Here is a 25,158-nt window from a genome sequence, read left to right on the forward strand (position 1 = left end):
GATACTGGCAGGCACTTTTGTCCTGCTCTGCCTGCACGTTTCGGGACGATCCATACAAGGGAAGAGTTCATGCTTCGAATCCGCAAACTGGTTCTGGCCATGGCAGCAGCCTCGGCGCTGTCCTCGGGCATGGCCAATGCTCTGGGCCTGGGAGAGCTGACCCTCAAGTCGGCGCAGAACCAGCCCCTGGAGGCCGAGATCGAACTGCTCGATGTGCGAGACCTGACCGCGGCGCAGTTGGCACCGAGCCTGGCCCCGCCTGAGGAATTCGCCAAGGCAGGCGTGAACTTCTCGAGCGCCTTGCAGGACTTGCGCTTCACGCCCGTGATCAACCCCAATGGCCGAAGCGTGCTTCGCGTGACCTCCAGCCAGCCCATGCCGGGGCCAGTGGTCAAGTTCCTGGTGCAGGTGATGTGGCCTCAAGGCCGCCTGTTGCGTGACTACAACGTCCTGCTGGATCAGGCCAAGGCCCAGGGCCCAGAAGCCGCAACTGGCAATGTCGCCACTGCGACCACCGGCCCTGGCAGCTACACGACCCAGCGCCGCGATACCCTGTGGCAGATCGCAGCGCGTAATGCCCAGGGTGGATCGATCCAGCAAACGATGATCGCGATCCAGGCGCTGAACCCGGATGCGTTCATCGGCAACAACATCAACCAGCTCAAGGTTGGCCAGGTTTTGCGCCTGCCCGATCAGCAACAGATCCAGAGCATCGCCCAAGGCGAAGCCAATCGCGAGGTCGCTGAGCAGTACGCGGCTTGGCGCGAGGGTCGTCGCCTGGGGCCGCGTGCCCGCCAGCTCGACGCTACCCGGCGTGGTGCCGCAGACGCCGCGCCCGCTGCCATCGCCCAAGGCGACAACCTGCGTCTGGTCAGCCCCGGCAACCAGCCTGGTGCTGGGCAGGCCAAGGCGCTGAACGACAAGTTGGCAGTGGCGCAGGAAAGCCTGGACACCAGTCGCCGCGACAACGAAGAACTCAAAAGCCGCATGTCCGACCTGCAGAGCCAGTTGGACAAGCTGCAGCGCCTGATCGAGCTCAAGAACGATCAGTTGGCCCGGCTGGAAGCGCAAGGCGCGGCTACCCCTGCGCCAGCAGCGACGGTCCCTGGCGAACCCGGTCAGCAGGCCCCGGCGCCGTCCCAGGCGGCTGTGCCTGTGACCGATCCGGTGCCGACGGCGAGCCAGCCGACCGTTCCCGATCAACCCGTGATCGCGCCAGCGCCCTCGGCTGCGCCGGACGCTCAACCTGCCGCACAAGCTCCGTCGGACAGCACCCTGGACGACGTGCTGGGAAGCCGCTGGTTGCTATGGCTGATCGCCGGTTCTACCGTCTTGGTCCTGGCGCTGCTGCTCTGGCTGCTGGCGCGTAAGCGCAGGGCCCAACAGGAAGCCGAAAAGCATTTGCGCATGGCGCGCGCTTTGGAAGAGGAGCAGATCGAGGGTTTCGATCCAGAGGACGACAGCCTTGATGGCGTCGAAGTCGTGTCCCCGACCGTTACGCTGTCGCCAGCGGCAGTCGCCGCCTCAGCGGCAGCCGCAGCGGCCTCTGAAAAACCGGCTGCACAGCCTGTGCGTGAGCCTGCGGCAGACCCTTATGGGCCATTGTTGGCACAGGCGGACACGTGCATTGCCGAAGGCCGCCTGAACCGCGCCACCGAGCTGCTGGAGCCTGCAGTTGCCAGCGCGCCCAGACGCGATGACCTGCGCTTGAAGTTGATGGAGGTCTATGCCCGCCAAGGTGATCAAAGCGCATTCGCCGAGCAGGAGCGCCAGTTGCCGGCGACGGCCGGGAACACGGCAGAAGTGGCCAGCCTTCGCGAGCGTTACCCGGCGATGTTGGCCCTCGCCGCGGCCGGCTTGGGTGCTGCTGCCTTGGCAGCCAAGCTAGACGAGCAGTATGTGCAAGGGCTGCTCGATGATCAGCCGGGTTCACCGCATGCAGAGCCAGCAGAGTCGGACACACAGGCCGCTGCCGAGCCGGACGCCTTCGATGATATTCCGACGCTCGATACCGCGGCGCTGGATGATCAAGCGCTGGATGACAACTTCGACTTGAGCCTGGACGACCCTTCTCCCGAGCCCGCGACATCGGCTGCCGACCCGGCCGATGAGGCGCTCTCTGCAGGAGGGCAGATGCAAGACCCGGCCGATGCAGACTTCGAAACCTTGCTGGCGCAGGCCAGTGCTGAAGCTCAACCAGCCCAGGACCTGTCCGATTTCGACCTGGACATCGGTGAGCCCGAGGTGGCAGGTGGTCGGGATGACGCTGCGCCAAGTACGGTTGATCCGGTACCGGCTTTCGATCCGGCCACCGAGTTCGACCTGCCGGCGGACTTCGACCTGTCCCTGCAGGACGACTCGCCAGGCGCGCAGCAGTTCGCCTCCGAGCTCGATGACGTCAACGCCGAGCTGGACAAGCTCTCGCAAAGCCTGGAGTCGCCCTCTCTGGAGCCGCACTTCACTGCCGAGGACGCCGCTGCGCAACCTGAGCTCGAACCGATCGACGACCTGGATTTCGACTTCTTTTCCGGAGCCGACGAAGTGGCCACCAAGCTCGATCTGGCGCGCGCCTACATCGATATGGGTGATCACCAGGGCGCCCGCGACATCCTCGACGAAGTGGTCAAGGACGGCGATGAGCGTCAGCGCGAAGAAGCAGAGGACATGCTTTCGCGTCTGGTCTAAGTCCTTGCGCGGAGCCCTTTAGTTGTAACGCGTGAACCTGATGGCAGCCCTGAACGGCTGCCATTGTCGTTATAATCCCCGGCATTTGGTCCACCAACAGGTTGCAGATTCTTGGACATCATTGACACCGCCTCTGCCGAATCCGCTGCCGAAGGCTGCACGCGCATCGCCCTGGGTGTGGAATACAAGGGCGCCCGCTACCGCGGCTGGCAACGTCAGGCCAGCGGCGTGCCCAGCGTTCAGCAAGCGTTGGAACAGGCACTTTCCAAAGTGGCCAACGAACCCATTTCAGTCGTTTGTGCAGGGCGTACCGACGCCGGCGTGCATGGCTGTGGGCAGGTCGTGCACTTCGACACCCGAGCGGTGCGTGACGAACGTGCCTGGACCATGGGCACCAATTTCAACTTGCCCCATGACATCAGCGTCGTGTGGTCCAGGCCCATGCCTGCCGATTTTCATGCGCGGTTCAAGGCTTGTGCCAGGCGCTATCGCTACGTGATCTACAACGACCCGATTCGGCCTGCTCACCTGGCCGAAGAGGTGACCTGGAATCACCGCCCGCTCGACGTCGAGCGCATGGCCCAGGCTGCCTCAAGTTTGCTTGGCACCCATGATTTCAGCGCATTCCGCGCTAGCCAGTGTCAGGCCAAGTCGCCGATCAAGCACATTTACCACCTGCGGGTGACGCGTCACGGGCAGATGATCGTGCTGGATGTCCGGGCTACCGCTTTTCTGCATCACATGGTGCGCAACATTGCTGGCGTGCTGATGGCTATCGGCGCGGGGGAACGGCCGGTTGAGTGGGCGCGCCAGGTGCTGGAGGGACGGGACCGCCGCGAAGGTGGCGTCACGGCCCACCCCTACGGGCTTTACCTGGTCCAGGTGGAGTACCCGGAGGCGTTTGCGCTGCCTGAGCGTTACATTGGCCCACACTTTCTGACGGGCTACGATGCATTGGCGGACTGACGCACGAAGCGCCATTTGCTAAGATTCCGCCTTTGACCGCGCAAACAGGTGGCTGTCCATGAGCATCGTTCGCAGTAAAATCTGCGGGATCACCCGCATCGAAGACGCTCTGGCAGCTGCCGAGGCCGGCGCCGATGCCATCGGGCTGGTCTTTTATGCCAAGAGCCCGCGTGCCGTGAGCGTACAGCAGGCGCGTGCCATCATTGCCGAGCTGCCGCCCTTCGTGACCACGGTCGGGTTGTTCGTCAATGCCACGCGTTGCGAGCTGGGCGAAATACTCGAAGCGGTGCCCCTGGATCTTTTGCAGTTCCATGGTGATGAAACCCCGCACGATTGCGCAGGCCATCACCGGCCGTGGATCAAGGCACTGCGAGTACGTCCGGATGACGACCTGAAGCTTGCGTGCCGGCAATATGCTGGCGCATCCGGTATCTTGCTGGACACCTTCGTGCCGGGTGTGCCTGGGGGCACGGGCGAAGCGTTCGACTGGTCACTGGTGCCTGCCGACCTGGGCAAGCCGATCATCCTGGCCGGTGGCCTGTCGGCGGACAACGTCGGGCAGGCGATCGCCCAGGTGCGCCCGTACGCGGTCGATGTCAGCGGCGGTGTCGAGCAAGCCAAGGGCATCAAGGATGCGGCCAGAATAGAAGCATTCGTACGCGCGGTGAAACAGGCTTGAGCAGATGTGACGGCAGGCAGCGTGCCATCGTCCATAGCTATCTCAGCCCCGTGGGCCGGCCGGCCCCGCGTGGGGCGGTCAACCGAATTGTTCAGGGTGGCGCGGCAGGGGTACTGAACCCGGGTCGCCGTTTCACCCACGTTTTAAGCGTTTGAGCTCAAAGGGCAGGGCAGGCCGGCTACGCTGGTCCCCTCCCGCCGATACTGGAGAAAGAAAGCATGAGCAACTGGTTAGTCGACAAACTGATCCCTTCCATCATGCGTTCCGAGGTGAAGAAGAGCTCGGTACCTGAAGGCCTGTGGCACAAATGCCCGTCCTGTGAGGCCGTGCTGTACCGTCCGGAGCTGGAAAAGACCCTGGACGTATGCCCCAAGTGCAATCACCACATGCGCATCGGCGCACGTGCTCGCATCGATATCTTCCTGGATGCCGAGGGCCGTGCCGAGCTGGGTGCCGACCTGGAGCCGGTCGACCGGTTGAAGTTCCGCGACGGCAAGAAGTACAAGGACCGCCTGACCGGCGCGCAGAAGCAGACCGGTGAAAAGGACGCCCTGATCTCCATGAGCGGCACCCTGATGGGCATGCCGATCGTGGTCAGTGCGTTCGAATTCTCCTTCATGGGCGGTTCCATGGGTGCCATCGTCGGCGAGCGCTTCGTGCGCGCAGCCAACCATGCCCTGGAGCATCGCTGCCCAATGGTGTGTTTCTCGGCTTCCGGCGGTGCCCGCATGCAGGAAGCGCTGATCTCGCTGATGCAGATGGCCAAGACTTCTGCCGTGCTGGCGCGTCTGCGTGAAGAAGGCATCCCGTTCATCTCGGTACTGACCGACCCGGTTTACGGTGGCGTGTCCGCCAGCCTGGCGATGCTGGGCGATGTCATCGTTGGCGAGCCCAAGGCCCTGATCGGCTTTGCCGGCCCGCGCGTCATCGAGCAGACCGTACGCGAGAAGCTGCCTGAAGGCTTCCAGCGCAGCGAATTCCTGCTGGAGCACGGTGCCATCGACCTGATCATCTCTCGTGGCGACCTGCGTCCACGGCTGGCGCGCCTGCTGGCCCAGATGACCGGCCAGCAGACACCGGTCGAAGCCCTCGAGGCGGCTGCGGTCGCGTGATGACCCAACGGACCCTTGGCGAGTGGCTCGCCTATCTTGAGCAGTTGCACCCCTCAGCCATCGACATGGGGTTGGAGCGTTCGCAGGCGGTGCTGGCGCGCCTGGCGTTGGGCAAGCTTGCCCCGCGTGTGGTGACGGTAACGGGCACCAACGGCAAGGGGTCGACCTGCGCGTTCCTCGCTTCGCTGCTGCGCGCCCAGGGGTTGAAGGTCGGCGTGTACAGCTCGCCGCATCTGCTGCGCTACAACGAGCGGGTGATCATCGACGGCGTTGAAGCCAGCGATGCGCAATTGTGCGAGGCGTTCGCAGCGGTCGAAACGGCGCGCGGCGAAATCTCCCTGACCTATTTCGAGATGGGTACCCTGGCGGCGTTCTGGCTGTTCGAGCGCTCTCAGCTCGACGCAGTGGTGCTGGAGGTCGGGCTGGGCGGGCGGCTGGACACGGTGAATGTCGTGGACGCCGACATCGCGCTGGTGACCAGCATCGGGGTCGACCACATCGATTACCTGGGCGATACCCGCGAGCAAGTGGCCTTCGAGAAGGCCGGTATCTTCCGTGCCGGCAAGCCCGCGCTCTGTGGCGACCTCGATCCGCCCCAGCCGCTGCTGGACAAGGCCAGCGAACTGGCGGCCCCGCTGCGGTTGCGGGGCCGCGACTTCGACCTTCAGGTGGCCGAGCATGGCTGGAGCTGGTACGGGACGTCCGGCGAAGGTGAAAAAGTCGCCTTGATGGACCTGCCCCTGCTGGACCTGCCCATGGAAAACGCAGCCTTGGCCCTGCAAGCCTACCTGCTGAGCGGCCTGCCCTGGAGCCCTGCGCAGCTGAGCCAGGCATTGGCCCAGACGCGCATCACAGGTCGTCTCGACCGGCGCGTGATCCACTGGCGTGGCGTCGCGGTGGAACTGCTGCTCGATGTAGGGCATAACCCACATGCAGCGCAGTACCTGGCCCGGCGTCTGGCATCCCGACCACTGGTCGGTCGGCGTCTGGCCGTCTTCGGCTTGCTTTGCGACAAGGACCTCGAGGGTGTGATTGCGCCCTTGCAGGCCCTGGTCGATGAGTGGGCCGTTGCGCCGCTTGCCACCCCGCGTAGCCGGCCTGCCGCGCAATTGGCTGAGGCCCTGACGAACCTCGGCGCCACGGTGAAGTCTTATGCCAGCGTCGACGCTGCCCTGGAGGGGCAGTGCGCGAACGCCACGGCAGATGATCAGATCCTGCTGTTCGGTTCGTTTTTCTGTGTCGCTCAGGCGCTGGAATGGTTGCAGCGGCATCCCCGGGAGGGTGGGATAGATGGCAGTGCTGGATAAAGGAATGAAGCAGCGCATGATCGGTGCGCTGGTGCTGGTAGCGCTGGCGGTGATTTTCCTGCCGATGCTGTTTTCGCGGCAGGATGAAATGCGTGAGGTGCACGTCGATGCCCCAAAAGCGCCTGCTGCACCGTCGCTGCCTGACGTAAAGGTCGACCCTGTTGCCGTGCCAGAACCCCAGGCCTTGCCGGAGCAAGCGGACCCGTCGCCGGTGGTGGTAGACGAGTCGTCCGCCCCTGCGCGTGCGCCCAGCCAGCCCATCACGCCGTCGCCGCAGACACAGCAGGCCCAGCCTGCTCCGGCGGCCGTGGCCAAGGCCGAGCCCAAGGCGCCGGCCGCTTCTGCGCCAGCTGCAACGTCGACCAAGGCTGCCGCGCCGTCCAAACTCGACGCCAACGGCCTGCCGGTCAGTTGGTCGATCCAGTTGGCGAGCCTGTCCAACCGGGCAGGCGCCGAAAAGCTCCAGCAGACCTTGCGTAGCCAAGGCTACAACGCCTATATCCGTGCGGCCGGTGGCATGAACCGGGTGTATGTCGGCCCCCTGATCGAGCGTGCCGACGCCGAGCGCACCCGCGATGCCATCAACCGCCAGAACAGCCTCAAGGGCTTTGTCGTGCGCTTCCAGCCGGAACGCAGCTGAAGGCGCGGGGCGGCATCGCCGTCCCGTGCCAGGCAGCGAGCCTGCGGGCAGTGCCCAGCAGGCTTGCTGTGCTGGCTGGATCATCCACTGACATTCCGCTTACCCAAGCCCTCGTCGCTCTGGTAAAATCCGCCGCCTCAACGATCTGCAGGCAGCACCGTGGCATTTACCCTGGTTGATTGGGCGATCATCGCGATCATCGCCGTCTCCACACTGATCAGTCTTAAACGCGGCTTCGTCAAGGAAGCCCTGTCCTTGCTCATCTGGATCATTGCCGGTGCGGTGGCGTGGATGTTCGGTGGCTCGCTCTCGGTGTACCTGGAAAGCTATATCCAGACGCCCTCCATGCGCGTGATCGCAGGCTGCGGTATCTTGTTCGTCGCCACCTTGCTGGTGGGGGCGATGCTCAACTTTCTCATCGGCGAACTGATTCGTGTCACCGGCCTGTCGGGCACCGATCGTTTTCTGGGCATGGTCTTCGGCGCTGCCAGGGGCGGCCTGCTGGTGGTCGTGGCAGTCGGGCTGCTGAGCCTGGGGCCGGTTCAACAAGACACGTGGTGGCAGGAGTCTCGCCTGATACCTCGGTTTCTACTGGTAGCCGACTGGTCCAAAAACCTGGTTGTGGGCTTCACCAGCCAATGGATGTCCGGCGGAGCGATCAGTACACCGTCTGATCTTCCGTTCAAGGAGCAGCTGCTCGGGCCGACCCGGCCTTGAGCGCTATTCACTCAAGTTTCATCAAAGTAGGGGTTGCGTCGCATGTGTGGCATCGTCGGTATCGTCGGTAAGTCGAACGTCAATCAGGCGCTGTATGACGCGCTTACGGTCCTCCAGCACCGCGGCCAGGACGCTGCCGGTATCGTGACCAGCCATGACGGCCGGTTGTTCCTTCGCAAGGATAATGGCCTGGTGCGCGATGTGTTCCAGCAGCGCCACATGCAACGCCTGGTGGGCAGCATCGGCATCGGCCATGTGCGCTACCCGACGGCGGGCAGCTCGACCTCCGCCGAGGCCCAGCCGTTCTACGTCAACTCGCCATACGGCATCACCCTGGCCCACAACGGCAACCTCACCAACGTCGAGCAGTTGGCCAAGGAGATCTACGAGTCGGACCTGCGTCACGTCAACACCAACTCCGACTCCGAAGTGCTGCTCAACGTATTCGCCCATGAGCTGGCCGTGCGCGGCAAGTTGCAGCCTACCGAAGAGGACGTGTTCGCCGCGGTCTCCCATGTACACAGCCGCTGCGTCGGCGGTTACGCTGTCGTTGCCATGATCACCGGCTACGGCATCGTCGGCTTCCGCGATCCCAACGGTATCCGCCCGGTCGTATTCGGTCAGCGCCATACCGACGAAGGCGTGGAGTACATGATTGCTTCGGAAAGCGTTGCGCTCGACGTGCTCGGCTTCACCCTGATTCGCGACCTGGCGCCAGGCGAGGCGGTCTACATCACCGAAGAAGGTCAGCTGTACACCAAGCAGTGTGCCGAGGCCCCGAAACTGCAACCCTGCATTTTCGAACACGTCTACCTGGCCCGCCCGGACTCGATCATGGACGGTGTCTCGGTGTACAAGGCGCGTCTGCGCATGGGCGAGAAGCTCGCCGACAAGATCCAGCGCGAACGCCCGGACCACGGCATCGACGTGGTCATCCCCATTCCGGATACCAGCCGCACTGCCGCGCTTGAGTTGGCCAACCACCTGGGCGTGAAATTCCGCGAAGGCTTCGTCAAGAACCGCTACATCGGCCGTACCTTCATCATGCCGGGCCAGGCTGCCCGCAAGAAGTCGGTCCGCCAGAAGCTCAATGCCATCGAGCTTGAGTTCCGCGGCAAGAACGTCATGCTGGTTGACGACTCCATCGTGCGCGGCACCACCTGCAAGCAGATCATCCAGATGGCGCGTGAGGCCGGCGCCAAGAATGTCTATTTCTGCTCCGCAGCCCCTGCAGTACGCTACCCCAACGTCTACGGCATCGACATGCCGAGCGCTCACGAACTGATCGCCCACAACCGTACCACCGAGCAGGTGGCCGAGTTGATTGGCGCCGACTGGCTGGTCTATCAGGACCTGCCTGATCTGATCGACTCGGTCGGTGGCGGCAAGATCAAGATCGAGCACTTCGATTGCGCGGTATTCAACGGTGAATACGTCACTGGCGATATCGATGAAGCCTACCTTGACCGCATCGAGCAGGCCCGCAATGACCTAGCCAAGGTCAAGACGCAGGCAGTCAGCGCAATCATCGACCTCTACAACAACTGATTTCAGGGAGCGATGGCATGACCGATCAATGGGATGCCGGGCGACTGGACAGCGACCTGGAGGGTGTCGGCTTCGACACCCTGGCAGTGCGCGCCGGTCAATGCCGTTCACCGGAGGCCGAGCACAGCGAAGCGCTGTTCCTGACCTCTAGCTACGTGTTCCGTACGGCTGCCGATGCGGCTGCGCGTTTTGCCGGTGAAACCCCGGGCAATGTCTATTCGCGCTATACCAACCCGACCGTACGGGCATTCGAAGAGCGCCTGGCGGCGATGGAAGGTGCCGAGCAGGCCGTGGCCACCTCCACCGGCATGGCGTCGATTCTGGCCGTGGTCATGTCGCTGTGCAGTGCAGGCGATCACGTACTGGTCTCTCAGAGCGTGTTCGGGTCGACCATCAGCCTGTTCGAGAAGTATTTCAAGCGCTTCGGCTTGCAGGTGGACTACGTACCGTTGGTCGATCTTGCCGGCTGGGAGCAGGCCATAAAGCCCAATACCAAGCTGCTGATCGTCGAGTCGCCGTCCAACCCACTGGCCGAATTGGTCGATATCGCTGCGCTCAGCGAAATCGCCCATGCCCGTGGGGCTATGCTGGTGGTGGACAACTGCTTCAGCACACCGGCGCTGCAGCAACCGCTCAAACTCGGTGCCGACATCGTCTTCCACTCCGCCACCAAGTTCATCGATGGCCAAGGCCGTTGCATGGGCGGTGCAGTGGCGGGCCGTGCCGAACAAATGAAGGAAGTGGTCGGTTTTCTGCGCACGGCAGGCCCGACACTCAGCCCATTCAACGCGTGGGTATTCACCAAGGGCCTGGAGACGCTGCGTCTGCGTATGCGGGCTCACTGCGAGAGTGCTCAGGCACTGGCGCAATGGCTGGAACAGCAGGACGGCATTGAAAAAGTGCATTACGCCGGCCTACCAAGCCATCCGCAGCACGAATTGGCCAAGCGCCAGATGAGTGGCTTCGGCGCTGTGGTGAGCTTCGAAGTCAAGGGCGGAAAGGAAGGGGCCTGGCGCTTCATCGATGCTACCCGGGTCATTTCGATCACCACCAACCTGGGTGACAGCAAGACCACCATCGCTCATCCGGCCACCACCTCCCATGGCCGCCTGACGCCCCAGGAACGTGCGGCTGCCGGCATCCGCGACAGCCTGATTCGTGTGGCCGTCGGCTTGGAGGACGTGGCGGATCTGCAGGCCGACCTGGCGCGTGGACTGGCGGCATTGTGATCGAAATTGGTCTCAACACGCCCGGCCACAACGGCCGGGTCGCTTTGGTCACCGGTGCTGCGCGCGGTATCGGCCTTGGCATCGCCGCCTGGCTGATCTGCGAAGGTTGGCAGGTGGTGCTCAGTGACCTCGACCGTCAGCGGGGGGCGAAAGCGGCCAAGGCCCTGGGGGATAACGCCTGGTTCATCACCATGGATGTGGCAGACGAGTCCCAGGTCAGTGCCGGGGTGTCCGAGGTGCTCGGGCAATTCGGCAGGCTTGACGCGCTGGTGTGCAATGCTGCGATTGCCAACCCCCACAGCCAGACGCTTGAAAGCCTGAGCCTGGCTCAATGGAACCGTGTGTTGGCAGTCAATCTCAATGGCCCGATGCTGCTGGCCAAGCACTGTGCGCCTTACCTGCGCGCGCACAATGGCGCCATTGTCAACCTGACGTCCACGCGGGCGCGGCAGTCCGAGCCTGACACTGAAGCTTATGCCGCCAGCAAAGGGGGCCTGGTGGCACTCACCCATGCGCTGGCCATCAGCCTGGGCCCGGAGATCCGTGTCAACGCCGTCAGCCCGGGGTGGATCGATGCCCGAGATCCCTCTCAGCGCCGTGCCGAGCCGTTGAGCGATGCCGACCACGCCCAGCACCCTACCGGGCGCGTGGGCACCGTCGAAGACGTCGCAGCCATGGTCGCCTGGCTGCTGTCTCGGCAAGCGGCGTTCGTGACCGGTCAGGAGTTCGTGGTCGACGGCGGCATGACCCGCAAGATGATCTACACCTGAAGGCCCTTGTGGGCAGACCAGAAGAGGAGGGGACCGCAAGGTCCCTTTTTCGTACCCGGGCTTGGCTGGGCACAAATCAAGGTGTGCTCGGCTTTGCACTGAGCAGCGTCACCGGCACCTGCAAGTTGGAAAAAAACTCAACAGGGCTATTGACTTAGCGTCGTCACCTGCGTAAATTTCGCGGCCTCAGCGAAGCAAACGCAACAAGTTACATCGCGAGGGTGATTAGCTCAGCCGGGAGAGCATCTGCCTTACAAGCAGAGGGTCGGCGGTTCGATCCCGTCATCACCCACCACTTCCTGAGATGTTCCTGACGCTCAAGGCTTCGCAAGAAGCTAACAGCCAGAGAGGAATGCACTGCGCAGCGGTAGTTCAGTCGGTTAGAATACCGGCCTGTCACGCCGGGGGTCGCGGGTTCGAGTCCCGTCCGCTGCGCCATTTTGATTAACAGATGGGTGCTTGTCGCCGGTCTGAAGCCACAAGGTCCAGCACCTTGGGCTGACCCAGTTTCAATCGGGCGCAAGCCTGAACGATACGCAGCGGTAGTTCAGTCGGTTAGAATACCGGCCTGTCACGCCGGGGGTCGCGGGTTCGAGTCCCGTCCGCTGCGCCATCTTCGCTCCAAGGTCCCTAGAACACCTTGAGGCAACCATGAACGAATGGTCATTGCACCGTTTTTCATGCCTTCCCCCAGCTTATCTGGTGGGTAGACCCAAGTTTCAATCGGGCGCAAGCCTGAATGATACGCAGCGGTAGTTCAGTCGGTTAGAATACCGGCCTGTCACGCCGGGGGTCGCGGGTTCGAGTCCCGTCCGCTGCGCCATCTTCGCTCCAAGGGCCTTTGAACACCTTGGCGCTACGTGAAAGCGACCTTCGGGTCGCTTTTTGCGTTTTTGGCGTTTGCCGTATTTACCTTGCCGCCTGCATGAAACCTTGCGGGTACTTCACCGACCAGTGGTTCCTGTACCTGGCTGCTGTGTTGCACAATAGGCACCTTCTTGAAATACCCGGAACCCTCGATGACAAGATCTTCCGTTTCTGGTGCGCTCGTGCTGGCCGCCCTGTTGGCCGTACTGAGCGGTTGTGCGTCCAAGAAACCTGCGGTGTACGAGCATGAGAACTTCGATGACTCAGGCACGTTCTCGCGCAGCTTTCCCGTAGGTGATGCCAACTCCTGCGAAGCGGCCCGCCGTGCGCTGCTCAGCCAAGGCTATATCATCACCAGCAGCGGCCCCAACCAGGTGGTCGGCAACAAGAGCTTCCAGCAGAACAGCGATAACCACCTGCAGATCAGCTTCAACGTCACGTGTGCCCCGGATGCGAGCGACGAACAGCACTCGACCATGTTCGCCAATGCCCTGCAGGACCGCTATGCCCTGAAAAAGTCCAATACATCGGCAAGCCTGGGCGTAGGGGTGCTGGGTTCGGTGTCGATGCCGATTGGCTCGAGCGATGACTCGATGGTGAAAGTCGCCAGTGAGACAGTCACCGCCGCGCAGTTTTACGACCGCTACTTCGCGTTGGTGGAAAGTTACTTGCCCAAGCCCAAGCCCAAGGCGCAATCGTTGAGCCAACCCAAGGCCGAACAACCCGCGCCGAAGACTGAGAAGCCTGCGGTGGAACTGGGCTTGCCGGAGCAGGCTGCGGCCAGCCCGGCGCCGGTACCGGTCGAGGCTGCAGCTGCACCGGCTGAGCCAGACACGGCCCCCAAGGACGCTGCCTTGCCCGCCGCGTTTGCGCCCGACCAGCAGGCTGCCCAGGCACCTGCCAGTGGGGATCAACTGAGCTCGCAGCCCGTCGCGCCTCCGGCCGATGCAGCTCCCATCGAGGTGCAGCAGGCTGAGCCGGCCACGCCAGCCCCGCAGGATCAAACGGCCCCTCAAGGCCAGCCCTCTACGCCATGAGTCTGCAGGGCCGGTGCCGCCACGATTCGGGCGTCGAGGCGGCCAGGCCCTAGCCAGGTTTGACAGACCGGTCGATCAGCGGCACGCCGCTGAGTTCTTGCAGCGCTTGGAACGTGATTTGCGCGCAAATCTCGACCACTTCGAGCCCCGCCGGTGTCACGTCCATTACCGCGAGGTCCGTGTAGATGCGGCTCACGCAACCAATGCCCGTCAGCGGGTAGGTGCATTCGCTCACCAGTTTGCTTTCGCCGGTCTTGGTCAGGTGGTCCATCATCACGAACACCTGCCGGGCGCCGGTGGCCAGGTCCATCGCGCCGCCCACTGCGGGGATCGACCCCTGCGCGCCGGTGTGCCAATTAGCCAGGTCGCCGTTTACGGAAACCTGGAAAGCGCCGAGCACGGCGATGTCCAGGTGCCCACCGCGCATCATCGAAAATGAGTCGGCATGGTGGAAATAGGCGCCACCGGTCAGCAGCGTCACGTGCTGTTTGCCAGCGTTGATCAAGTCATCGTCTTCCTCACCTGGCGCAGGGCTTGGGCCCATGCCCAGCACACCATTTTCACTGTGCAGGAACACTTCCTTGTCGCCCAGGTAGTTGGCGACCAGGGTGGGTGCGCCGATACCCAGGTTGACGTAGGCACCTTCCTCGATGTCGGCTGCAACGCGCTGGGCCATTGCCTCACGCGAGCGTCGTTGGGTGATGGTCATGGACGGGCCTCAGAATGGGTGGTTGGATGGGCGGCGGCGGGGACCGCCACCACGCGTTGCACGAAGATGCCCGGCGTGACGATATGCTCCGGGTCGAGCTCTCCCAGCGCGACGATCTGGTCGACCTGGACGATTGCAGTCTTGGCAGCCATGGCCATGATCGGTCCGAAATTGCGGGCGGCCTTGCGGTAGACCAGGTTGCCCCAGCGATCACCCTTGTACGCCTTGATCAAGGCGAAATCGGCATGCAACGGCATCTCCAGTACGTACTGGCGGCCGTCGATCTCCCGCGTTTCCTTGCCTTCGGCGAGCAAGGTGCCATAGCCGGTGGGTGAAAAGAAGGCGCCGATACCAGAGCCTGCCGCGCGAATGCGCTCGGCCAGATTACCTTGCGGTACGACCTCCAGCTCGATCTTGCCAGCCCGGTACAAGGCGTCGAAAACGTACGAGTCGGATTGGCGCGGGAACGAACAGATGATCTTGCGCACCCGTTCGGCCTTGAGCAATGCAGCCAGGCCCGTGTCGCCGTTGCCAGCATTGTTGCTGATGATGGTCAGGTCGCGTGCACCAGTGGCGATCAACCCGTCGATGAGCTCAGAGGGCATGCCAGCGGTACCGAAGCCGCCGACTAGCAGGGTCGAGCCATCGGTGATGCCCGCCACGGCGCTGGCAATGGTTGTATGGGTCTTGTCGATCAAGGCGTAGCTCCCGTCGATGCTTGAGAAAATGCCCCCTGCGCAGTGCACGATGAGCTTGGCACTGGCTGGCGCTTGATAGGGGAATCAACGTGAGGCTAGCTTGCCGCAAGCCGGTCCATGGGCGCAGTGGACAAGACGATATCTGGGCGATTACCGAACCGTTGTTGCGTGAGCGGGTCGCTGCGGTCCGTGTAAGGGGCGTTTTGGATTAAACGAACGAGCCAGTCCAAAGGTCCATGATTGTGACGAGAGAGGGGGCACTGCGCGAAATGACTCGTCACGTCACCCCCATGTCACGTCATCGCACTAAGCTACCGATGAACTCAGCAACCCGTATTCGGATAAGGACGCAGGAAGATGGACGATTACCAGGAAGAGCTGCTGGAATTTCAGGCCCACGAGATGGACACGCCCGAACCGGCAGAAGACGCAACCGAACTCTAGTCCCCGCGTCGCTGCGTGCGGCGGTACGCGCCAGGCGTAAGGCCAGTCCAGCGCTTGAACGCGCGCTGAAAGGCCTCTGCCGAAGCGAACCCCAGCAGGTAGGCGATTTCGCCGAAGCTCAATTGGGTATCGCGGATGTAGGTCTCGGCCAGGTCACGCCGCGTGCCGTTCAACAAGTCACGAAAACGCGTGCCTTCTTCTGCCAGCCTGCGCCTCAGCGTCCAGGGCGGCAGTTGAAGCTGCAGGGCAATTTCGTCGAGCTCCGGTTCACGTCCCCCATTGAGCAGCGGCCCCAGCAGGTGGGTAATGCGCTCGCCAAGGCTGCGCACGCGGGTCAGCTGATGCATGTGCGCTTCGCTTAAGGTCAGCAGTTGATGCCAGGTGCTGGGGCAATGCCTGGGGTTTGGCAGTTGCAGCGTGGCGCGGCTCAGGCGCAACTGGTTGCACTCGGCGGCAAAGCGGACCGGCGCGCTGCACAGGGGCTGATAGAGGGGGGCGTAGCTTGGGGCTGCAAACTCGATGTCCACGCGCTCGGCCACCACTGGCGTACCGACCAGGTCGCCCAGCTGGGCCAGCCAGCCGGCGAGCAGCGAGTCGACCACAAAGCGGTTGTAGGCGTTGTACGGGCTGATGGAGTAAAAACGCAGCCAGGCGCCTTCGCCATCTTCGCAGTAAGTGGAGTGGCCTCGATAGTTGGAGGCGTACAGCGGCTCGAAGCGCAGCAAGGTGCGCGCCGCCTCGCCCAGGGTTGGCGCTTGCGCTGCCGTGACCCCGGCCAGCCCGGTATGGGCCAGCCGGCTCAACTGGCCAATCTGCAAACCCAGTGCAGGTTCGGCGCACAATGCGATGGCGGCGTGGCCCAGGTGCATGTAGCGCGGTATCGACAGGCGCGCATTGGCCTGGGCCAGCCGCGCCGTGTCCAGGCCATAGCGTTCGAGCAAGGGTGCAGGGTCGTGGCCCAGCCGTCGAATCGCGTCCGCCAAGGGTTGCACGAAGCCTACCGACAGGTCGCCCAGCCTTACCTGCGGGCGGCTCATGATGCTAGAGCCATATATTCAGCAAGCGGGCACCTGGGCTGGGTGGCCCGGTCAACAGGTCGCCGGCTTGCCAGGCAAATCCTTGCCCATCGGCGCCTTGCTCCCAGAACTGGCCGCGCATGAAGACGCTCACACTGCTCACCTGATGACCGACAGGCGCGGTCAGCCGGTGCCAGGCCTCTTGCTCGCTGACCTCGCCACGCTTGACGGGCAAGCGCGTGCTGACAGGCTGGTGGCGATTGCCACGCCAGGGTGTCAACCAGCTGTGCCTGCCGCTCAGAAAGGCAGGGATGGCCACCAGTTCGACCGATTGGGCCAGCAGCAGCTGGTGATTTTCCGGATACCAGCTGTCGCTCCCCACCAGTACCCCAAGGCGCCCCGCCGGGGTCTGTAGCACCTGCAGAGGCTGGTCCACACCAGGGTGGATGAACCGCCTGTTCTCGCTGTCCGGATAGTGCTGGCGCTGGGGTTGGCCCAGGATGGTACCGTCGCTGGCGAATACCACGCTGCTGTTGAACAGCGGGCCACGCCCGGGGTGCAATGCACCCTCGCTGACGTAGGGCTGCGGAAGCACGATCGAGCCAGCCACCAGGGTGACGCCGAATTCCTTGGCCAAGCCGCCAAACACCTGCTGGTAATCGGCTGCCATCTGATCGGCCTTCATGCGCAGATGGGCATCGGCCCGTCGGTCATCGCCCTCGGCCGCAAGCATGGCCCAGCCATAGCGAAGCGGGTTACTCAGCTCGAACCATTGCAGTGCTTCCCGCTGCTGGGTCACCTGGTAGAACGCGTTCTTCTCGCCACGTGCCCACAGCCAGGTACCGATGTGCTCAGGCAATACCACCACGGTGCGAGACGTGATCAGGCCTAGCGTGCGCGCCTGCTCGAGGTAGGCGGCAAGTTTGCGGTGCAGGCGTTGCAGGTCCTGGTAGTCCCCTGGGTACAGCAGCGGCTCGACGCCCAGCAGGTTGCCATGCTCGCCGGGTTGCCCGTGGTTGACGGCCAGCTCGATGCGCAAGTCGGACAGGTAGTGCCCCTGTGGGCGCTGTTGGGTCCAGAAGGCGTAACCACACAGGGCAGCGATCACCACCAGCAGCAGGGCACTTGTCAGAAATTTTTTCATGAAACGGTACAAGGCAATGGGCATGAAGGAGCCCTAGGGTAGACGCGCTGTTCGGGATGATCAATAACTTGTCAGTTCTGGTCATTGAGCCGGTTCAAACGGCTGTTTACTGTCTGCTTCATATAACGACAGGGCTGCCTCAGGGTGAAATGCCCGTTTACCGTGATCACCAGAGAACCCGAACCATGACCGACACTCGCTACCCGCACCTGCTGGCCCCGCTGGACCTGGGCTTCACCACGTTGCGCAACCGTACTCTGATGGGCTCCATGCACACGGGTCTTGAGGAACGTCCAGGCGGGTTCGAGCGCATGGCTGCCTATTTTGCCGAACGGGCGCACGGCGGCGTAGGCCTGATGGTCACCGGTGGCATTGCACCCAACGATGAAGGCGGTGTTTACGCAGGCGCCGCCAAACTCAGCACCGAAGCCGAAGCCGAGCAGCACCGTATCGTCACCGAGGCGGTGCACGCCGCGGGAGGCAAGATTTGCCTGCAGATTCTTCACGCCGGGCGCTATGCCTACAGCCCGCGCCAGGTGGCGCCAAGCGCCATTCAAGCGCCGATCAACCCGTTCAAGCCGCGGGAACTGGACGAGGCGGGGATCGAAAAGCAGATTGCCGACTTCGCCCACTGCGCGCTGCTTGCGCAGAAAGCTGGTTACGACGGTGTCGAGGTCATGGGCTCGGAAGGCTATTTCATCAACCAGTTCCTCGCCGCCCACACCAACCACCGCACCGACCGTTGGGGCGGCAGCTATGACAATCGCATGCGCCTGGCCGTGGAAATCGTCAGCCGGGTGCGCGGCGCGGTGGGCCCGAACTTCATTATCATCTTCCGCCTGTCGATGCTCGACCTGGTCGAGGGCGGCAGCACCTGGGACGAGATCCAGACCCTGGCCAAGGCCATCGAGCAGGCGGGGGCTACGTTGATCAATACCGGTATTGGCTGGCACGAGGCGCGCATTCCTACCATCGCCACCAAGGTGCCGCGTGCAGCCTTCAGCAAGGTCACCGCCAAGTTGCGCGGGGTAGTGGGTATTCCTTTGATCACCACCAACCGTATCAATACGCCAGAAGTGGCCGAGGCGGTGCTGGCCGAAGGGGATGCGGACATGGTGTCCATGGCCCGTCCGTTCCTGGCCGATCCTGCCTTCGTCAACAAGGCTGCAGCCGGGCGTGCTGATGAAATCAATACCTGCATCGGCTGCAACCAGGCGTGTCTGGACCATACGTTTGGCGGCAAGCTGACCAGTTGCCTGGTAAACCCAAGGGCCTGCCATGAAACCGAACTCAACTACCTGCCCGTGCGCATGGCCAAGCGCATCGCTGTCGTGGGCGCCGGCCCAGCAGGCCTGGCCGCTGCGACAGTGGCCGCTGAGCGTGGCCATGTGGTGACCTTGTTCGAATCGGCCAGCGAAATTGGCGGTCAGTTCAATGTTGCCAAGCGGGTGCCAGGCAAGGAGGAATTCAACGAGACCCTGCGGTATTTTCGCAACAAGCTGCGCAGCACTGGCGTCGACGTGCGCTTGAACACGCGCGTCGACGTGCCAGCGCTTGTGGCCGGCGGCTATGACGACATCATCCTCGCGACCGGCATCCTGCCCCGTGCACCGGCGATCCCGGGGATCGCGCACCCCAAGGTGCTCAGCTACCTGGATGTGCTGCTCGAGCGTAAGCCTGTGGGCAAGACAGTGGCTGTGATCGGCGCAGGGGGCATCGGTTTCGATGTCTCCGAATACCTGGTGCATCAGGGCGTGTCCACCAGCCTGGACCGCGAAGCGTTCTGGAAGGAGTGGGGTATCGACACCCACCTCGAAGCCCGCGGCGGTGTAGCTGGTATCACACCCCAGCCCCACCCGCCTGCCCGGCAGGTGTACCTGATGCAGCGCAAGACCTCCAAGGTAGGGGATGGCCTGGGCAAGACCACTGGCTGGATCCACCGTACCGGCTTGAAGAACAAGCAGGTGAAGATGCTCAATGGGGTCGAGTACCTGGCCATTGATGACGCAGGCCTGCACGTGCGCATTGGCGGCGGCGAGCCGCAGGTGCTGGCGGTGGACAACGTGGTGATCTGCGCAGGCCAGGACCCGCTGCGCGAATTGCAGGACGGGCTGGTGGCTGCACGGCAATCGGTACACCTGATCGGCGGTGCTGACGTGGCGGCAGAGCTCGACGCCAAGCGGGCGATCGACCAGGGGTCGAGGTTGGCGGCGCAGCTTTGATTCACCGCCCGCGCCAGATGCTCTGCTGATAGACTGGCGCCCATGCCTGTCGAACTCCCCTTGGCCCCTCTGCAACGCCTGACATTGCCCTGGCTGGCGAGGGCCCAGGTCGAGGCTGCCATCCTGCGCCTTGACTTGATAGACCCCCTGATCAGCGGCAACAAGTGGTTCAAGCTGCGCCACCATCTGGAGCAGGCGCTCGATGCCAAGGCTCCCGGCCTGGTGAGCCTGGGCGGCAACCATTCCAACCACCTCCATGCGCTGGCCGCTGCCGGCAAGCGCTTGGGCCTGGCCACGGCCGGCCTGCTGCGGGGGCATCCACGCCAAACACCCACTGTGCAGGATTTGCAGGCCATGGGCATGCAACTGCACTGGCTGGGCTACGAGGCTTACCGTGGTCGTAACGAGGCGGGTTTCTGGACGCCTTGGCACACGCACTATCCCGGCTGGCATTGCATCCCCGAAGGCGGAGGCGGGCAGGCCGGTGCACAGGGGTGCGCGTCGATCGTGACCCAACTGCGCGCGCAGCTTGCGACGCTGGGCTGGTCGGACTATGACGCCTGGTGGTTGGCCGCTGGCACGGGCACCACGCTGGCGGGCCTGGTGCTGGCCGAATCAGGGGCCCATGCCGTGCATGGGGCGCTGGCCGTACCCGAGCACTATGGCGTGGCCGAGACCGTGGCGGCACTTGCCGGCACGCAGGGCTACCGCCTGCACAGCGCCAGCCGGGGCGGCTTCGGCAAGTTCGACGATCAACTGCTGGCCTTCATCGCCGATTGCGAGCAGCAGGCCGGCGTTCCTTTCGAGGCGCTCTACACCGGCAAGGCATTGCTTGCGCTCAAGGCTCAGGTCGAAGCCGGGCTGTTCGCGCCCGGCACTCGCCTGGTGTTCGTCCATACCGGCGGTTTGCAGGGCCGCCGGGGTTACTTGTAAGGCAGCATGCGCAACAACGTATTGTCGCGTTTGACATAGTGATGATAAAGGCCGGCCAGTGCATGCAGCCCGATCAGCCAGTAGCCCCAGGTGCCGATACGCTCATGCCAGCCCTTGATGAACTTGGCCAGGTCCAGATCAGGACCGATCAGGTGCGGCAACTCCAGGCCATAGAACGGTACCGGTTTGTCGGCGGCGCTCAGAATCAACCAGCCGGCCAGCGGCATGCCGATCATCAGCAGGTAGAGCATCAAGTGAACCAGGTGGGCCAGCCCGGTTTGCCAGGCCGGGGGGTTGGGGGATATGGGCGGCGCGCGATGGACCACGCGCATGGCCAGGCGCAGCCACACCAGCACGAATACGCTCAGGCCCAACATGAAATGCAGGTCTTTCATCAGGTTGCGCTCTGCACTGTCGCGCGGGAAGATTCCGCGAAACTCGATACAGGCATAGACAGCGGCCAGCAGCACCAGCATCAGCCAGTGCAGGACAATGGACACGCGCGCGTAATGGCGCGCCGGGGTGCTCGAAACCATGCTTGTTCCTCATCGGTCGGTGGGGTAGCGCTCTTGGTGGCGCTCAGGTCCAGTTTACTGGGTACCTGCGCAGCATCATTGCTCCAGGTCGGTGAAAAAATGGTTGTCATCCCTGAGCAAGCGCTGCGGTCAGAGAGCCAAGGCGCCCGGCCACTGATCGGCAACCAGAAATACCCGCTCTAGCTCTTGCCAGCTGCCGTCGTGCTGGCGTTGCATGTTCACCAGCAATTGCGCAGGCGCATCGGGTGGCAGCAGGTGCAGCCACGCGGCGAACTGAGCAGCGCTCCAGACCTCGCATGCCGCACACCGTGCGGGGGCAAGCCAGGCGCTGCGCGCCAGCGGCTGCCAATGCGCGCCGGGTGCGCTGATCCAGTCCTTGCGATGCAACCAGCGGCCACGCAGGTGCAGGGGGTGTACACCCAGTGGCGCCTCGCTCGGGGCCAGCGTCGGGTAGAACAGGTAGCCCCCCATCCACATGCTGGCCTGCACCGGGGGCAGGTCGAGCCGCTCAAGGGCGGTACGGCCCTGGGGGCTGGCCGACATGGGCAACTGGTGGCGGCGGATGTGTTCCAGCTTGGCTTGCAGGCGATCGTGGCAGCCAGGCCCTAGCCAGCCGCCCGGGTCGGCACCAAAGCGCTCGGGGCCCAGGTACAGCTTGATGGCCAGTTCCAGGTGATGCACCCCGTCGCGATCACGCAGCACCACATCCAGCTCGCCCAAGGTCCGCCCATCTTCACGGATAGCCAGGTTGGCTGCCAACAGTTCCACGCCGGGCGCCTGTTGCAACGCAAATTGCCACAGGCGCTCGTAGTACAGCCCGAGGCGGCGACTGCCAAGGCCCTTGAGCCAGTGCTGCAAGGGCGTGTCATCAATGTCCAGCCCGTACAACCAGGCCTGCAATGCCTGCGGCCGTTCGACCCAGAGGCTGCCTGCCAGCGGGTGGCGCTGGGGGCAGCCTGCGCGCTCGAGCAGCGGCGGCGAGAGCAGGGTCCAGGCAAGGTCACGCACCGCAGGGCGCTGTAATAGCCGGGGCAGGTGCACGAGCGAAGGAAATGGCATCATCCTGCGAGCATAGCCGGTTTGCCGCTGCTTCGTGGTTCGCCCATAATCGCTGCATCGTCACCCGTCGCAGAGCCTTGCAGGAGCCCCATGGAGCAATTTCGCAATATCGGTATCATCGGTCGTCTCGGCAGCTCGCAGGTGCTGGACACCATCCGCCGACTGAAAAAATTCCTCCTCGAGCGCCACTTGCACGTGATCCTCGAAGACACCATCGGTGAAGTCCTGCCGGGCCACGGGCTGCAGACCTCCACCCGCAAGCTGCTGGGCGAGGTCTGTGACTTGGTCATCGTGGTCGGCGGCGACGGCAGCCTGCTGGGCGCTGCGCGTGCCCTGGCGCGTCACAATATCCCGGTACTGGGGATCAACCGGGGCAACCTGGGCTTTCTCACCGACATCCGTCCGGATGAATTGGAAGAGAAAGTCTCCGAAGTGCTCGATGGTCACTACCTGGTCGAGAACCGTTTCCTGCTGCAAGCCGAAGTGCGCCGTCACCAGGAGGCGATCGGCCAGGGCGATGCGCTAAACGACGTGGTCCTGCACCCAGGCAAGTCCACCCGCATGATCGAATTCGAGATCTACATCGACGGCCAGTTCGTCTGCAGCCAGAAGGCCGACGGCCTGATCGTCGCCACCCCGACCGGCTCCACGGCCTACGCCTTGTCCGCCGGCGGCCCGATCATGCACCCCAAGCTCGATGCAATCGTCATCGTGCCCATGTACCCGCACACCTTGTCTGGGCGGCCGATCGTCGTCGATGGCAACAGCGAACTGAAGATCGTGGTGGCCAAGGACCTGCAGATCTACCCGCAGGTGTCGTGCGACGGTCAGAACCACTTCACCTGCGCACCCGGTGACACCATCACGGTGAGCAAGAAGCCCCAGAAGCTGCGCCTGATCCACCCGCTGGACCACAACTACTACGAAGTCTGCCGCACCAAGCTTGGCTGGGGCAGCCGCCTGGGGGGCAGGGACGACTGATGCTCGATCCGGCGCGCAGTTTCGACATCATCGGTGACGTTCACGGCTGTGCCTTGACCCTCGAGCGCTTGCTCGATGCCCTCGGTTACCAGCGCATTGCCGGCGTCTGGCGCCACCCTCGGCGGCAGGCGCTGTTCTTGGGCGATATCGTGGACCGCGGCCCGCGTATCCGCCAAGCCCTGCACATCGTTCACGACATGGTCGCCGCCGGGCAGGCGCACTGCATCATGGGCAACCACGAATACAGTGCACTGGGCTGGGTGACGCCGGCACTGCCGGGCAGCGGCAAGGCCTTCGTGCGCGAACATACCCCTCGCCACGCCAGGCTCATCGACGAAACCCTCACCCAGTTCGCCAATCACCCTGCGGACTGGCAAGCGTTTCTCGACTGGTTCCAGACGCTGCCACTGTTCATCGATGCCGGTCGATTCCGCCTGGTGCACGCCTGCTGGGATGCAAGCCTGATCGAGCCGCTGCGTCGCCAGTACCCCGATGGGCGCGTCGACCGCCACTTCGTCCAAGCCTCGGCGGTGAGCGGCAGCTTTGCCGCCAACGTTTGCAACCGCTTGCTGCGTGGCACCGACATGCGCCTGCCCGATGGCCTCACCCTGACCGGTGGCGATGGCCTGACCCGTGCCTTCTTCCGTACCAAGTTCTGGGAAGACGATCCGCAGACCTATGGCGATATCGTCTTCCAGCCCGATGCGCTGCCGGCGGAGGTGGCCAACACACCGCTCAGCCACAGCCAGAAAAGCGCGTTGCTGCGCTATGCCGAGGACGAGCCCATGCTGTTCGTTGGCCATTACTGGCGCAGCGGCCGGCCCGCCCCGATTCGCAGCAACCTGGCCTGCCTGGACTACAGCGCCGTGCTGTACGGCAAGCTTGTCGCCTACAGGCTGGACGATGAAACCCGTATCGACCCCCGCAAGTTCGTCTGGGTGGATGTCGACCGACCACAGGCTAGCCAATGAACATTATCCAAGTGATGCGCCTGCCGCTGACGGTAGACCTCAGCGGTTTCGTGCAGATGCTGCAACGCTTGCAGGTGCCGCACCGGGTCAGCGAGGAGGGCGAGGACCAGGTACTCTGGGCGCCCGAGGCCTTGGCTGACGAGGTGTTGCACCTCTACCAGCGCTACCCCGATGGCAACGCCGACCTGCAGGCCGAGCCTGACGCCGCGCTGCCCGACCAGCAGGGCCAGGACATGCCACAGCCGTCGCTGCTGGCCCAGGCCAAGGCCTGCAAGGTCACCGCCCTGACGCTGTTGCTGACGTTCGTGGTCGCCGGGCTTACGGGCCTGGGCGAGAACTTCACCACCATCGGCTGGTTCACGTTTCTCGATTTTCACGTGCAGGGCGATTACCTGTACTTCACGCCGCTGGCCGAGGGTCTGGCGCACGGGCAATGGTGGCGGCTGGTCTCGCCGATGCTGCTGCATTTCGGTGCGCTGCACCTGGCCATGAACAGCCTGTGGTTCTGGGAGCTGGGCAAGCGCATCGAATTGCGCCAGGGCCCATGGACGCTGCTGGGGCTCACCGCGCTGTTCAGCCTGGTATCGAACCTGGCCCAGCACTACACCACAGGGCCTGGCCTGTTCGGTGGGCTTTCAGGCGTGCTCTATGGCCTGCTCGGGCACATCTGGCTGTATCAATGGCGGGCACCGAACCCGCACTTCAACCTGCCCAAGGGCGTGCTGGTGATGATGCTCCTCTGGCTGGTGGTGTGCCTGACCGGCGTCGTCGGGACGCTGGGCCTGGGCCAGATCGCCAACGCCGCGCACGTCGGTGGGTTGCTCATCGGATGCCTGACCGGGCTCTTGGGTGGGGCGCTCGCCCGGCGTAAACTGTCGGCTTGAATCA

22 protein-coding genes and 4 tRNA genes are annotated in these 25,158 nt (G+C 63.6%); 20 read left to right on the forward strand and 6 right to left on the reverse strand.

Going from position 1 to position 25,158, the window contains the following annotated elements; genetic code table 11:
* Positions 1–69 precede the first annotated feature (69 nt).
* From FS767_RS14555 to FS767_RS14625, 15 genes are all read left to right on the forward strand, one after another.
* Entirely contained in the window at positions 70–2,685 is a 2,616-nt protein-coding gene (locus FS767_RS14555; RefSeq protein WP_144966435.1) for a FimV/HubP family polar landmark protein, read from the forward strand.
* Positions 2,686–2,796: 111 nt separating this feature from the next.
* Complete coding sequence (gene truA, locus FS767_RS14560) at positions 2,797–3,651, forward strand: tRNA pseudouridine(38-40) synthase TruA (protein WP_058605539.1); 855 nt, start codon at positions 2,797–2,799, stop codon at positions 3,649–3,651.
* A gap of 58 nt (positions 3,652–3,709) precedes the next feature.
* Positions 3,710–4,330 (forward strand): phosphoribosylanthranilate isomerase, encoded by a 621-nt coding sequence (locus FS767_RS14565; RefSeq protein ID WP_144966437.1) that lies wholly within the window; start codon positions 3,710–3,712, stop codon positions 4,328–4,330.
* A 218-nt stretch (positions 4,331–4,548) separates the two neighbouring features.
* Positions 4,549–5,442: an acetyl-CoA carboxylase, carboxyltransferase subunit beta gene (accD, locus tag FS767_RS14570; protein ID WP_144966439.1), complete on the forward strand. Its 894-nt coding sequence runs from the start codon at positions 4,549–4,551 to the stop codon at positions 5,440–5,442.
* Positions 5,442–6,749 carry a bifunctional tetrahydrofolate synthase/dihydrofolate synthase gene (gene folC / locus FS767_RS14575; protein WP_144966441.1) on the forward strand — a complete coding sequence of 436 codons (1,308 nt, stop codon included), beginning with the start codon at positions 5,442–5,444 and terminating at the stop codon, positions 6,747–6,749. The genes accD and folC overlap by 1 nt, the downstream gene beginning before the upstream one ends.
* Entirely contained in the window at positions 6,733–7,389 is a 657-nt protein-coding gene (locus FS767_RS14580) for an SPOR domain-containing protein (RefSeq protein WP_144966443.1), read from the forward strand. Before folC ends, FS767_RS14580 begins: the two co-directional genes overlap by 17 nt.
* 159 nt (positions 7,390–7,548) lie before the next feature.
* Positions 7,549–8,106, forward strand: a complete 558-nt coding sequence (locus tag FS767_RS14585; RefSeq protein ID WP_144966445.1) for a CvpA family protein — start codon at positions 7,549–7,551, stop codon at positions 8,104–8,106.
* Between the two features lie 42 nt (positions 8,107–8,148).
* The gene (gene purF / locus FS767_RS14590) at positions 8,149–9,654 is read left to right on the forward strand and encodes an amidophosphoribosyltransferase (RefSeq protein WP_058605533.1); all 1,506 of its coding nucleotides are present in this window, start codon (positions 8,149–8,151) and stop codon (positions 9,652–9,654) included.
* Between the two features lie 17 nt (positions 9,655–9,671).
* Entirely contained in the window at positions 9,672–10,883 is a 1,212-nt protein-coding gene (locus FS767_RS14595) for an O-succinylhomoserine sulfhydrylase (RefSeq protein ID WP_144966447.1), read from the forward strand.
* Entirely contained in the window at positions 10,880–11,653 is a 774-nt protein-coding gene (locus tag FS767_RS14600; RefSeq protein ID WP_027916500.1) for an SDR family oxidoreductase, read from the forward strand. Before FS767_RS14595 ends, FS767_RS14600 begins: the two co-directional genes overlap by 4 nt.
* Before the next feature lie 219 nt (positions 11,654–11,872).
* Positions 11,873–11,948 (forward strand) — tRNA-Val (locus FS767_RS14605).
* A gap of 66 nt (positions 11,949–12,014) precedes the next feature.
* A tRNA-Asp gene (locus FS767_RS14610) sits at positions 12,015–12,091 on the forward strand.
* Positions 12,092–12,189: 98 nt separating this feature from the next.
* Positions 12,190–12,266: transfer RNA gene (locus FS767_RS14615), tRNA-Asp, on the forward strand.
* Between the two features lie 133 nt (positions 12,267–12,399).
* Positions 12,400–12,476, forward strand: a tRNA-Asp gene (locus tag FS767_RS14620).
* A gap of 196 nt (positions 12,477–12,672) precedes the next feature.
* Positions 12,673–13,557 carry a DUF2242 domain-containing protein gene (locus FS767_RS14625; RefSeq protein WP_144966449.1) on the forward strand — a complete coding sequence of 295 codons (885 nt, stop codon included), beginning with the start codon at positions 12,673–12,675 and terminating at the stop codon, positions 13,555–13,557.
* Positions 13,558–13,606: 49 nt separating this feature from the next.
* Here the strand turns inward: FS767_RS14625 and FS767_RS14630 are convergent, their stop codons facing one another.
* The 4 genes from FS767_RS14630 to FS767_RS14645 all read right to left on the reverse strand — a co-directional run bounded on the left by FS767_RS14630 (position 13,607) and on the right by FS767_RS14645 (position 17,568).
* Positions 13,607–14,266, reverse strand: coding sequence for a 3-oxoacid CoA-transferase subunit B (locus tag FS767_RS14630; protein WP_144966451.1), 660 nt, complete (start codon positions 14,264–14,266; stop codon positions 13,607–13,609).
* Positions 14,263–14,964, reverse strand: coding sequence for a 3-oxoacid CoA-transferase subunit A (locus FS767_RS14635; RefSeq protein WP_144966453.1), 702 nt, complete (start codon positions 14,962–14,964; stop codon positions 14,263–14,265). Before FS767_RS14635 ends, FS767_RS14630 begins: the two co-directional genes overlap by 4 nt.
* 440 nt (positions 14,965–15,404) lie before the next feature.
* Positions 15,405–16,445, reverse strand: coding sequence for an AraC family transcriptional regulator (locus FS767_RS14640; protein WP_144966455.1), 1,041 nt, complete (start codon positions 16,443–16,445; stop codon positions 15,405–15,407).
* A gap of 4 nt (positions 16,446–16,449) precedes the next feature.
* Positions 16,450–17,568: a nitrilase-related carbon-nitrogen hydrolase gene (locus tag FS767_RS14645; RefSeq protein ID WP_144966545.1), complete on the reverse strand. Its 1,119-nt coding sequence runs from the start codon at positions 17,566–17,568 to the stop codon at positions 16,450–16,452.
* A 185-nt stretch (positions 17,569–17,753) separates the two neighbouring features.
* Here FS767_RS14645 and FS767_RS14650 point away from each other — a divergent pair, with 185 nt between their 5' ends.
* Positions 17,754–19,790: an NADPH-dependent 2,4-dienoyl-CoA reductase gene (locus FS767_RS14650; protein ID WP_144966457.1), complete on the forward strand. Its 2,037-nt coding sequence runs from the start codon at positions 17,754–17,756 to the stop codon at positions 19,788–19,790.
* Positions 19,791–19,832: 42 nt separating this feature from the next.
* A complete protein-coding gene (locus tag FS767_RS14655; protein ID WP_144966459.1) occupies positions 19,833–20,723 on the forward strand; it encodes a 1-aminocyclopropane-1-carboxylate deaminase/D-cysteine desulfhydrase in 891 nt (296 codons plus the stop codon).
* Here the strand turns inward: FS767_RS14655 and FS767_RS14660 are convergent.
* Entirely contained in the window at positions 20,714–21,259 is a 546-nt protein-coding gene (locus FS767_RS14660; RefSeq protein ID WP_144966461.1) for a cytochrome b, read from the reverse strand. The genes FS767_RS14655 and FS767_RS14660 overlap by 10 nt on opposite strands.
* A 129-nt stretch (positions 21,260–21,388) precedes the next feature.
* Positions 21,389–22,321, reverse strand: coding sequence for a DUF1853 family protein (locus tag FS767_RS14665; protein ID WP_256674273.1), 933 nt, complete (start codon positions 22,319–22,321; stop codon positions 21,389–21,391).
* A gap of 87 nt (positions 22,322–22,408) precedes the next feature.
* On the opposite strand from FS767_RS14665, the gene FS767_RS14670 reads away from it, so the two are divergent.
* Genes FS767_RS14670 through FS767_RS14680 form a run of 3 tightly spaced genes read left to right on the forward strand, consistent with a single transcriptional unit; the run spans position 22,409 to position 25,154 of the window.
* Positions 22,409–23,299 carry an NAD(+) kinase gene (locus FS767_RS14670; protein WP_023533692.1) on the forward strand — a complete coding sequence of 297 codons (891 nt, stop codon included), beginning with the start codon at positions 22,409–22,411 and terminating at the stop codon, positions 23,297–23,299.
* Entirely contained in the window at positions 23,299–24,270 is a 972-nt protein-coding gene (locus FS767_RS14675; protein WP_058605522.1) for a metallophosphoesterase, read from the forward strand. The genes FS767_RS14670 and FS767_RS14675 overlap by 1 nt, the downstream gene beginning before the upstream one ends.
* Positions 24,267–25,154: a rhomboid family intramembrane serine protease gene (locus FS767_RS14680; RefSeq protein WP_144966463.1), complete on the forward strand. Its 888-nt coding sequence runs from the start codon at positions 24,267–24,269 to the stop codon at positions 25,152–25,154. Before FS767_RS14675 ends, FS767_RS14680 begins: the two co-directional genes overlap by 4 nt.
* The last annotated feature ends 4 nt before the right edge of the window (positions 25,155–25,158 follow it).

The sequence above is a fragment of the Pseudomonas sp. DE0010 genome, assembly GCF_007680745.1.
GTDB lineage: Bacteria > Pseudomonadota > Gammaproteobacteria > Pseudomonadales > Pseudomonadaceae > Aquipseudomonas > Aquipseudomonas parafulva_B.

What these genes read in the sequence shown, in the direction of transcription:
- FS767_RS14655 (WP_144966459.1), top strand. Translation starts at nt 19,833, where the DNA reads ATGCCTGTCGAACTCCCCTTGGCCCCTCTGCAACGCCTGACATTGCCC.
- FS767_RS14660 (WP_144966461.1), bottom strand. Translation starts at nt 21,259, where the DNA reads ATGGTTTCGAGCACCCCGGCGCGCCATTACGCGCGCGTGTCCATTGTC.
- accD (WP_144966439.1), top strand. Translation starts at nt 4,549, where the DNA reads ATGAGCAACTGGTTAGTCGACAAACTGATCCCTTCCATCATGCGTTCC.
- FS767_RS14670 (WP_023533692.1), top strand. Translation starts at nt 22,409, where the DNA reads ATGGAGCAATTTCGCAATATCGGTATCATCGGTCGTCTCGGCAGCTCG.
- FS767_RS14665 (WP_256674273.1), bottom strand. Translation starts at nt 22,321, where the DNA reads ATGATGCCATTTCCTTCGCTCGTGCACCTGCCCCGGCTATTACAGCGC.
- FS767_RS14595 (WP_144966447.1), top strand. Translation starts at nt 9,672, where the DNA reads ATGACCGATCAATGGGATGCCGGGCGACTGGACAGCGACCTGGAGGGT.
- FS767_RS14565 (WP_144966437.1), top strand. Translation starts at nt 3,710, where the DNA reads ATGAGCATCGTTCGCAGTAAAATCTGCGGGATCACCCGCATCGAAGAC.
- FS767_RS14640 (WP_144966455.1), bottom strand. Translation starts at nt 16,445, where the DNA reads ATGAGCCGCCCGCAGGTAAGGCTGGGCGACCTGTCGGTAGGCTTCGTG.
- FS767_RS14555 (WP_144966435.1), top strand. Translation starts at nt 70, where the DNA reads ATGCTTCGAATCCGCAAACTGGTTCTGGCCATGGCAGCAGCCTCGGCG.
- FS767_RS14680 (WP_144966463.1), top strand. Translation starts at nt 24,267, where the DNA reads ATGAACATTATCCAAGTGATGCGCCTGCCGCTGACGGTAGACCTCAGC.
- folC (WP_144966441.1), top strand. Translation starts at nt 5,442, where the DNA reads ATGACCCAACGGACCCTTGGCGAGTGGCTCGCCTATCTTGAGCAGTTG.
- FS767_RS14625 (WP_144966449.1), top strand. Translation starts at nt 12,673, where the DNA reads ATGACAAGATCTTCCGTTTCTGGTGCGCTCGTGCTGGCCGCCCTGTTG.
- purF (WP_058605533.1), top strand. Translation starts at nt 8,149, where the DNA reads ATGTGTGGCATCGTCGGTATCGTCGGTAAGTCGAACGTCAATCAGGCG.
- FS767_RS14675 (WP_058605522.1), top strand. Translation starts at nt 23,299, where the DNA reads ATGCTCGATCCGGCGCGCAGTTTCGACATCATCGGTGACGTTCACGGC.
- FS767_RS14645 (WP_144966545.1), bottom strand. Translation starts at nt 17,568, where the DNA reads ATGAAAAAATTTCTGACAAGTGCCCTGCTGCTGGTGGTGATCGCTGCC.
- FS767_RS14650 (WP_144966457.1), top strand. Translation starts at nt 17,754, where the DNA reads ATGACCGACACTCGCTACCCGCACCTGCTGGCCCCGCTGGACCTGGGC.
- FS767_RS14580 (WP_144966443.1), top strand. Translation starts at nt 6,733, where the DNA reads ATGGCAGTGCTGGATAAAGGAATGAAGCAGCGCATGATCGGTGCGCTG.
- FS767_RS14630 (WP_144966451.1), bottom strand. Translation starts at nt 14,266, where the DNA reads ATGACCATCACCCAACGACGCTCGCGTGAGGCAATGGCCCAGCGCGTT.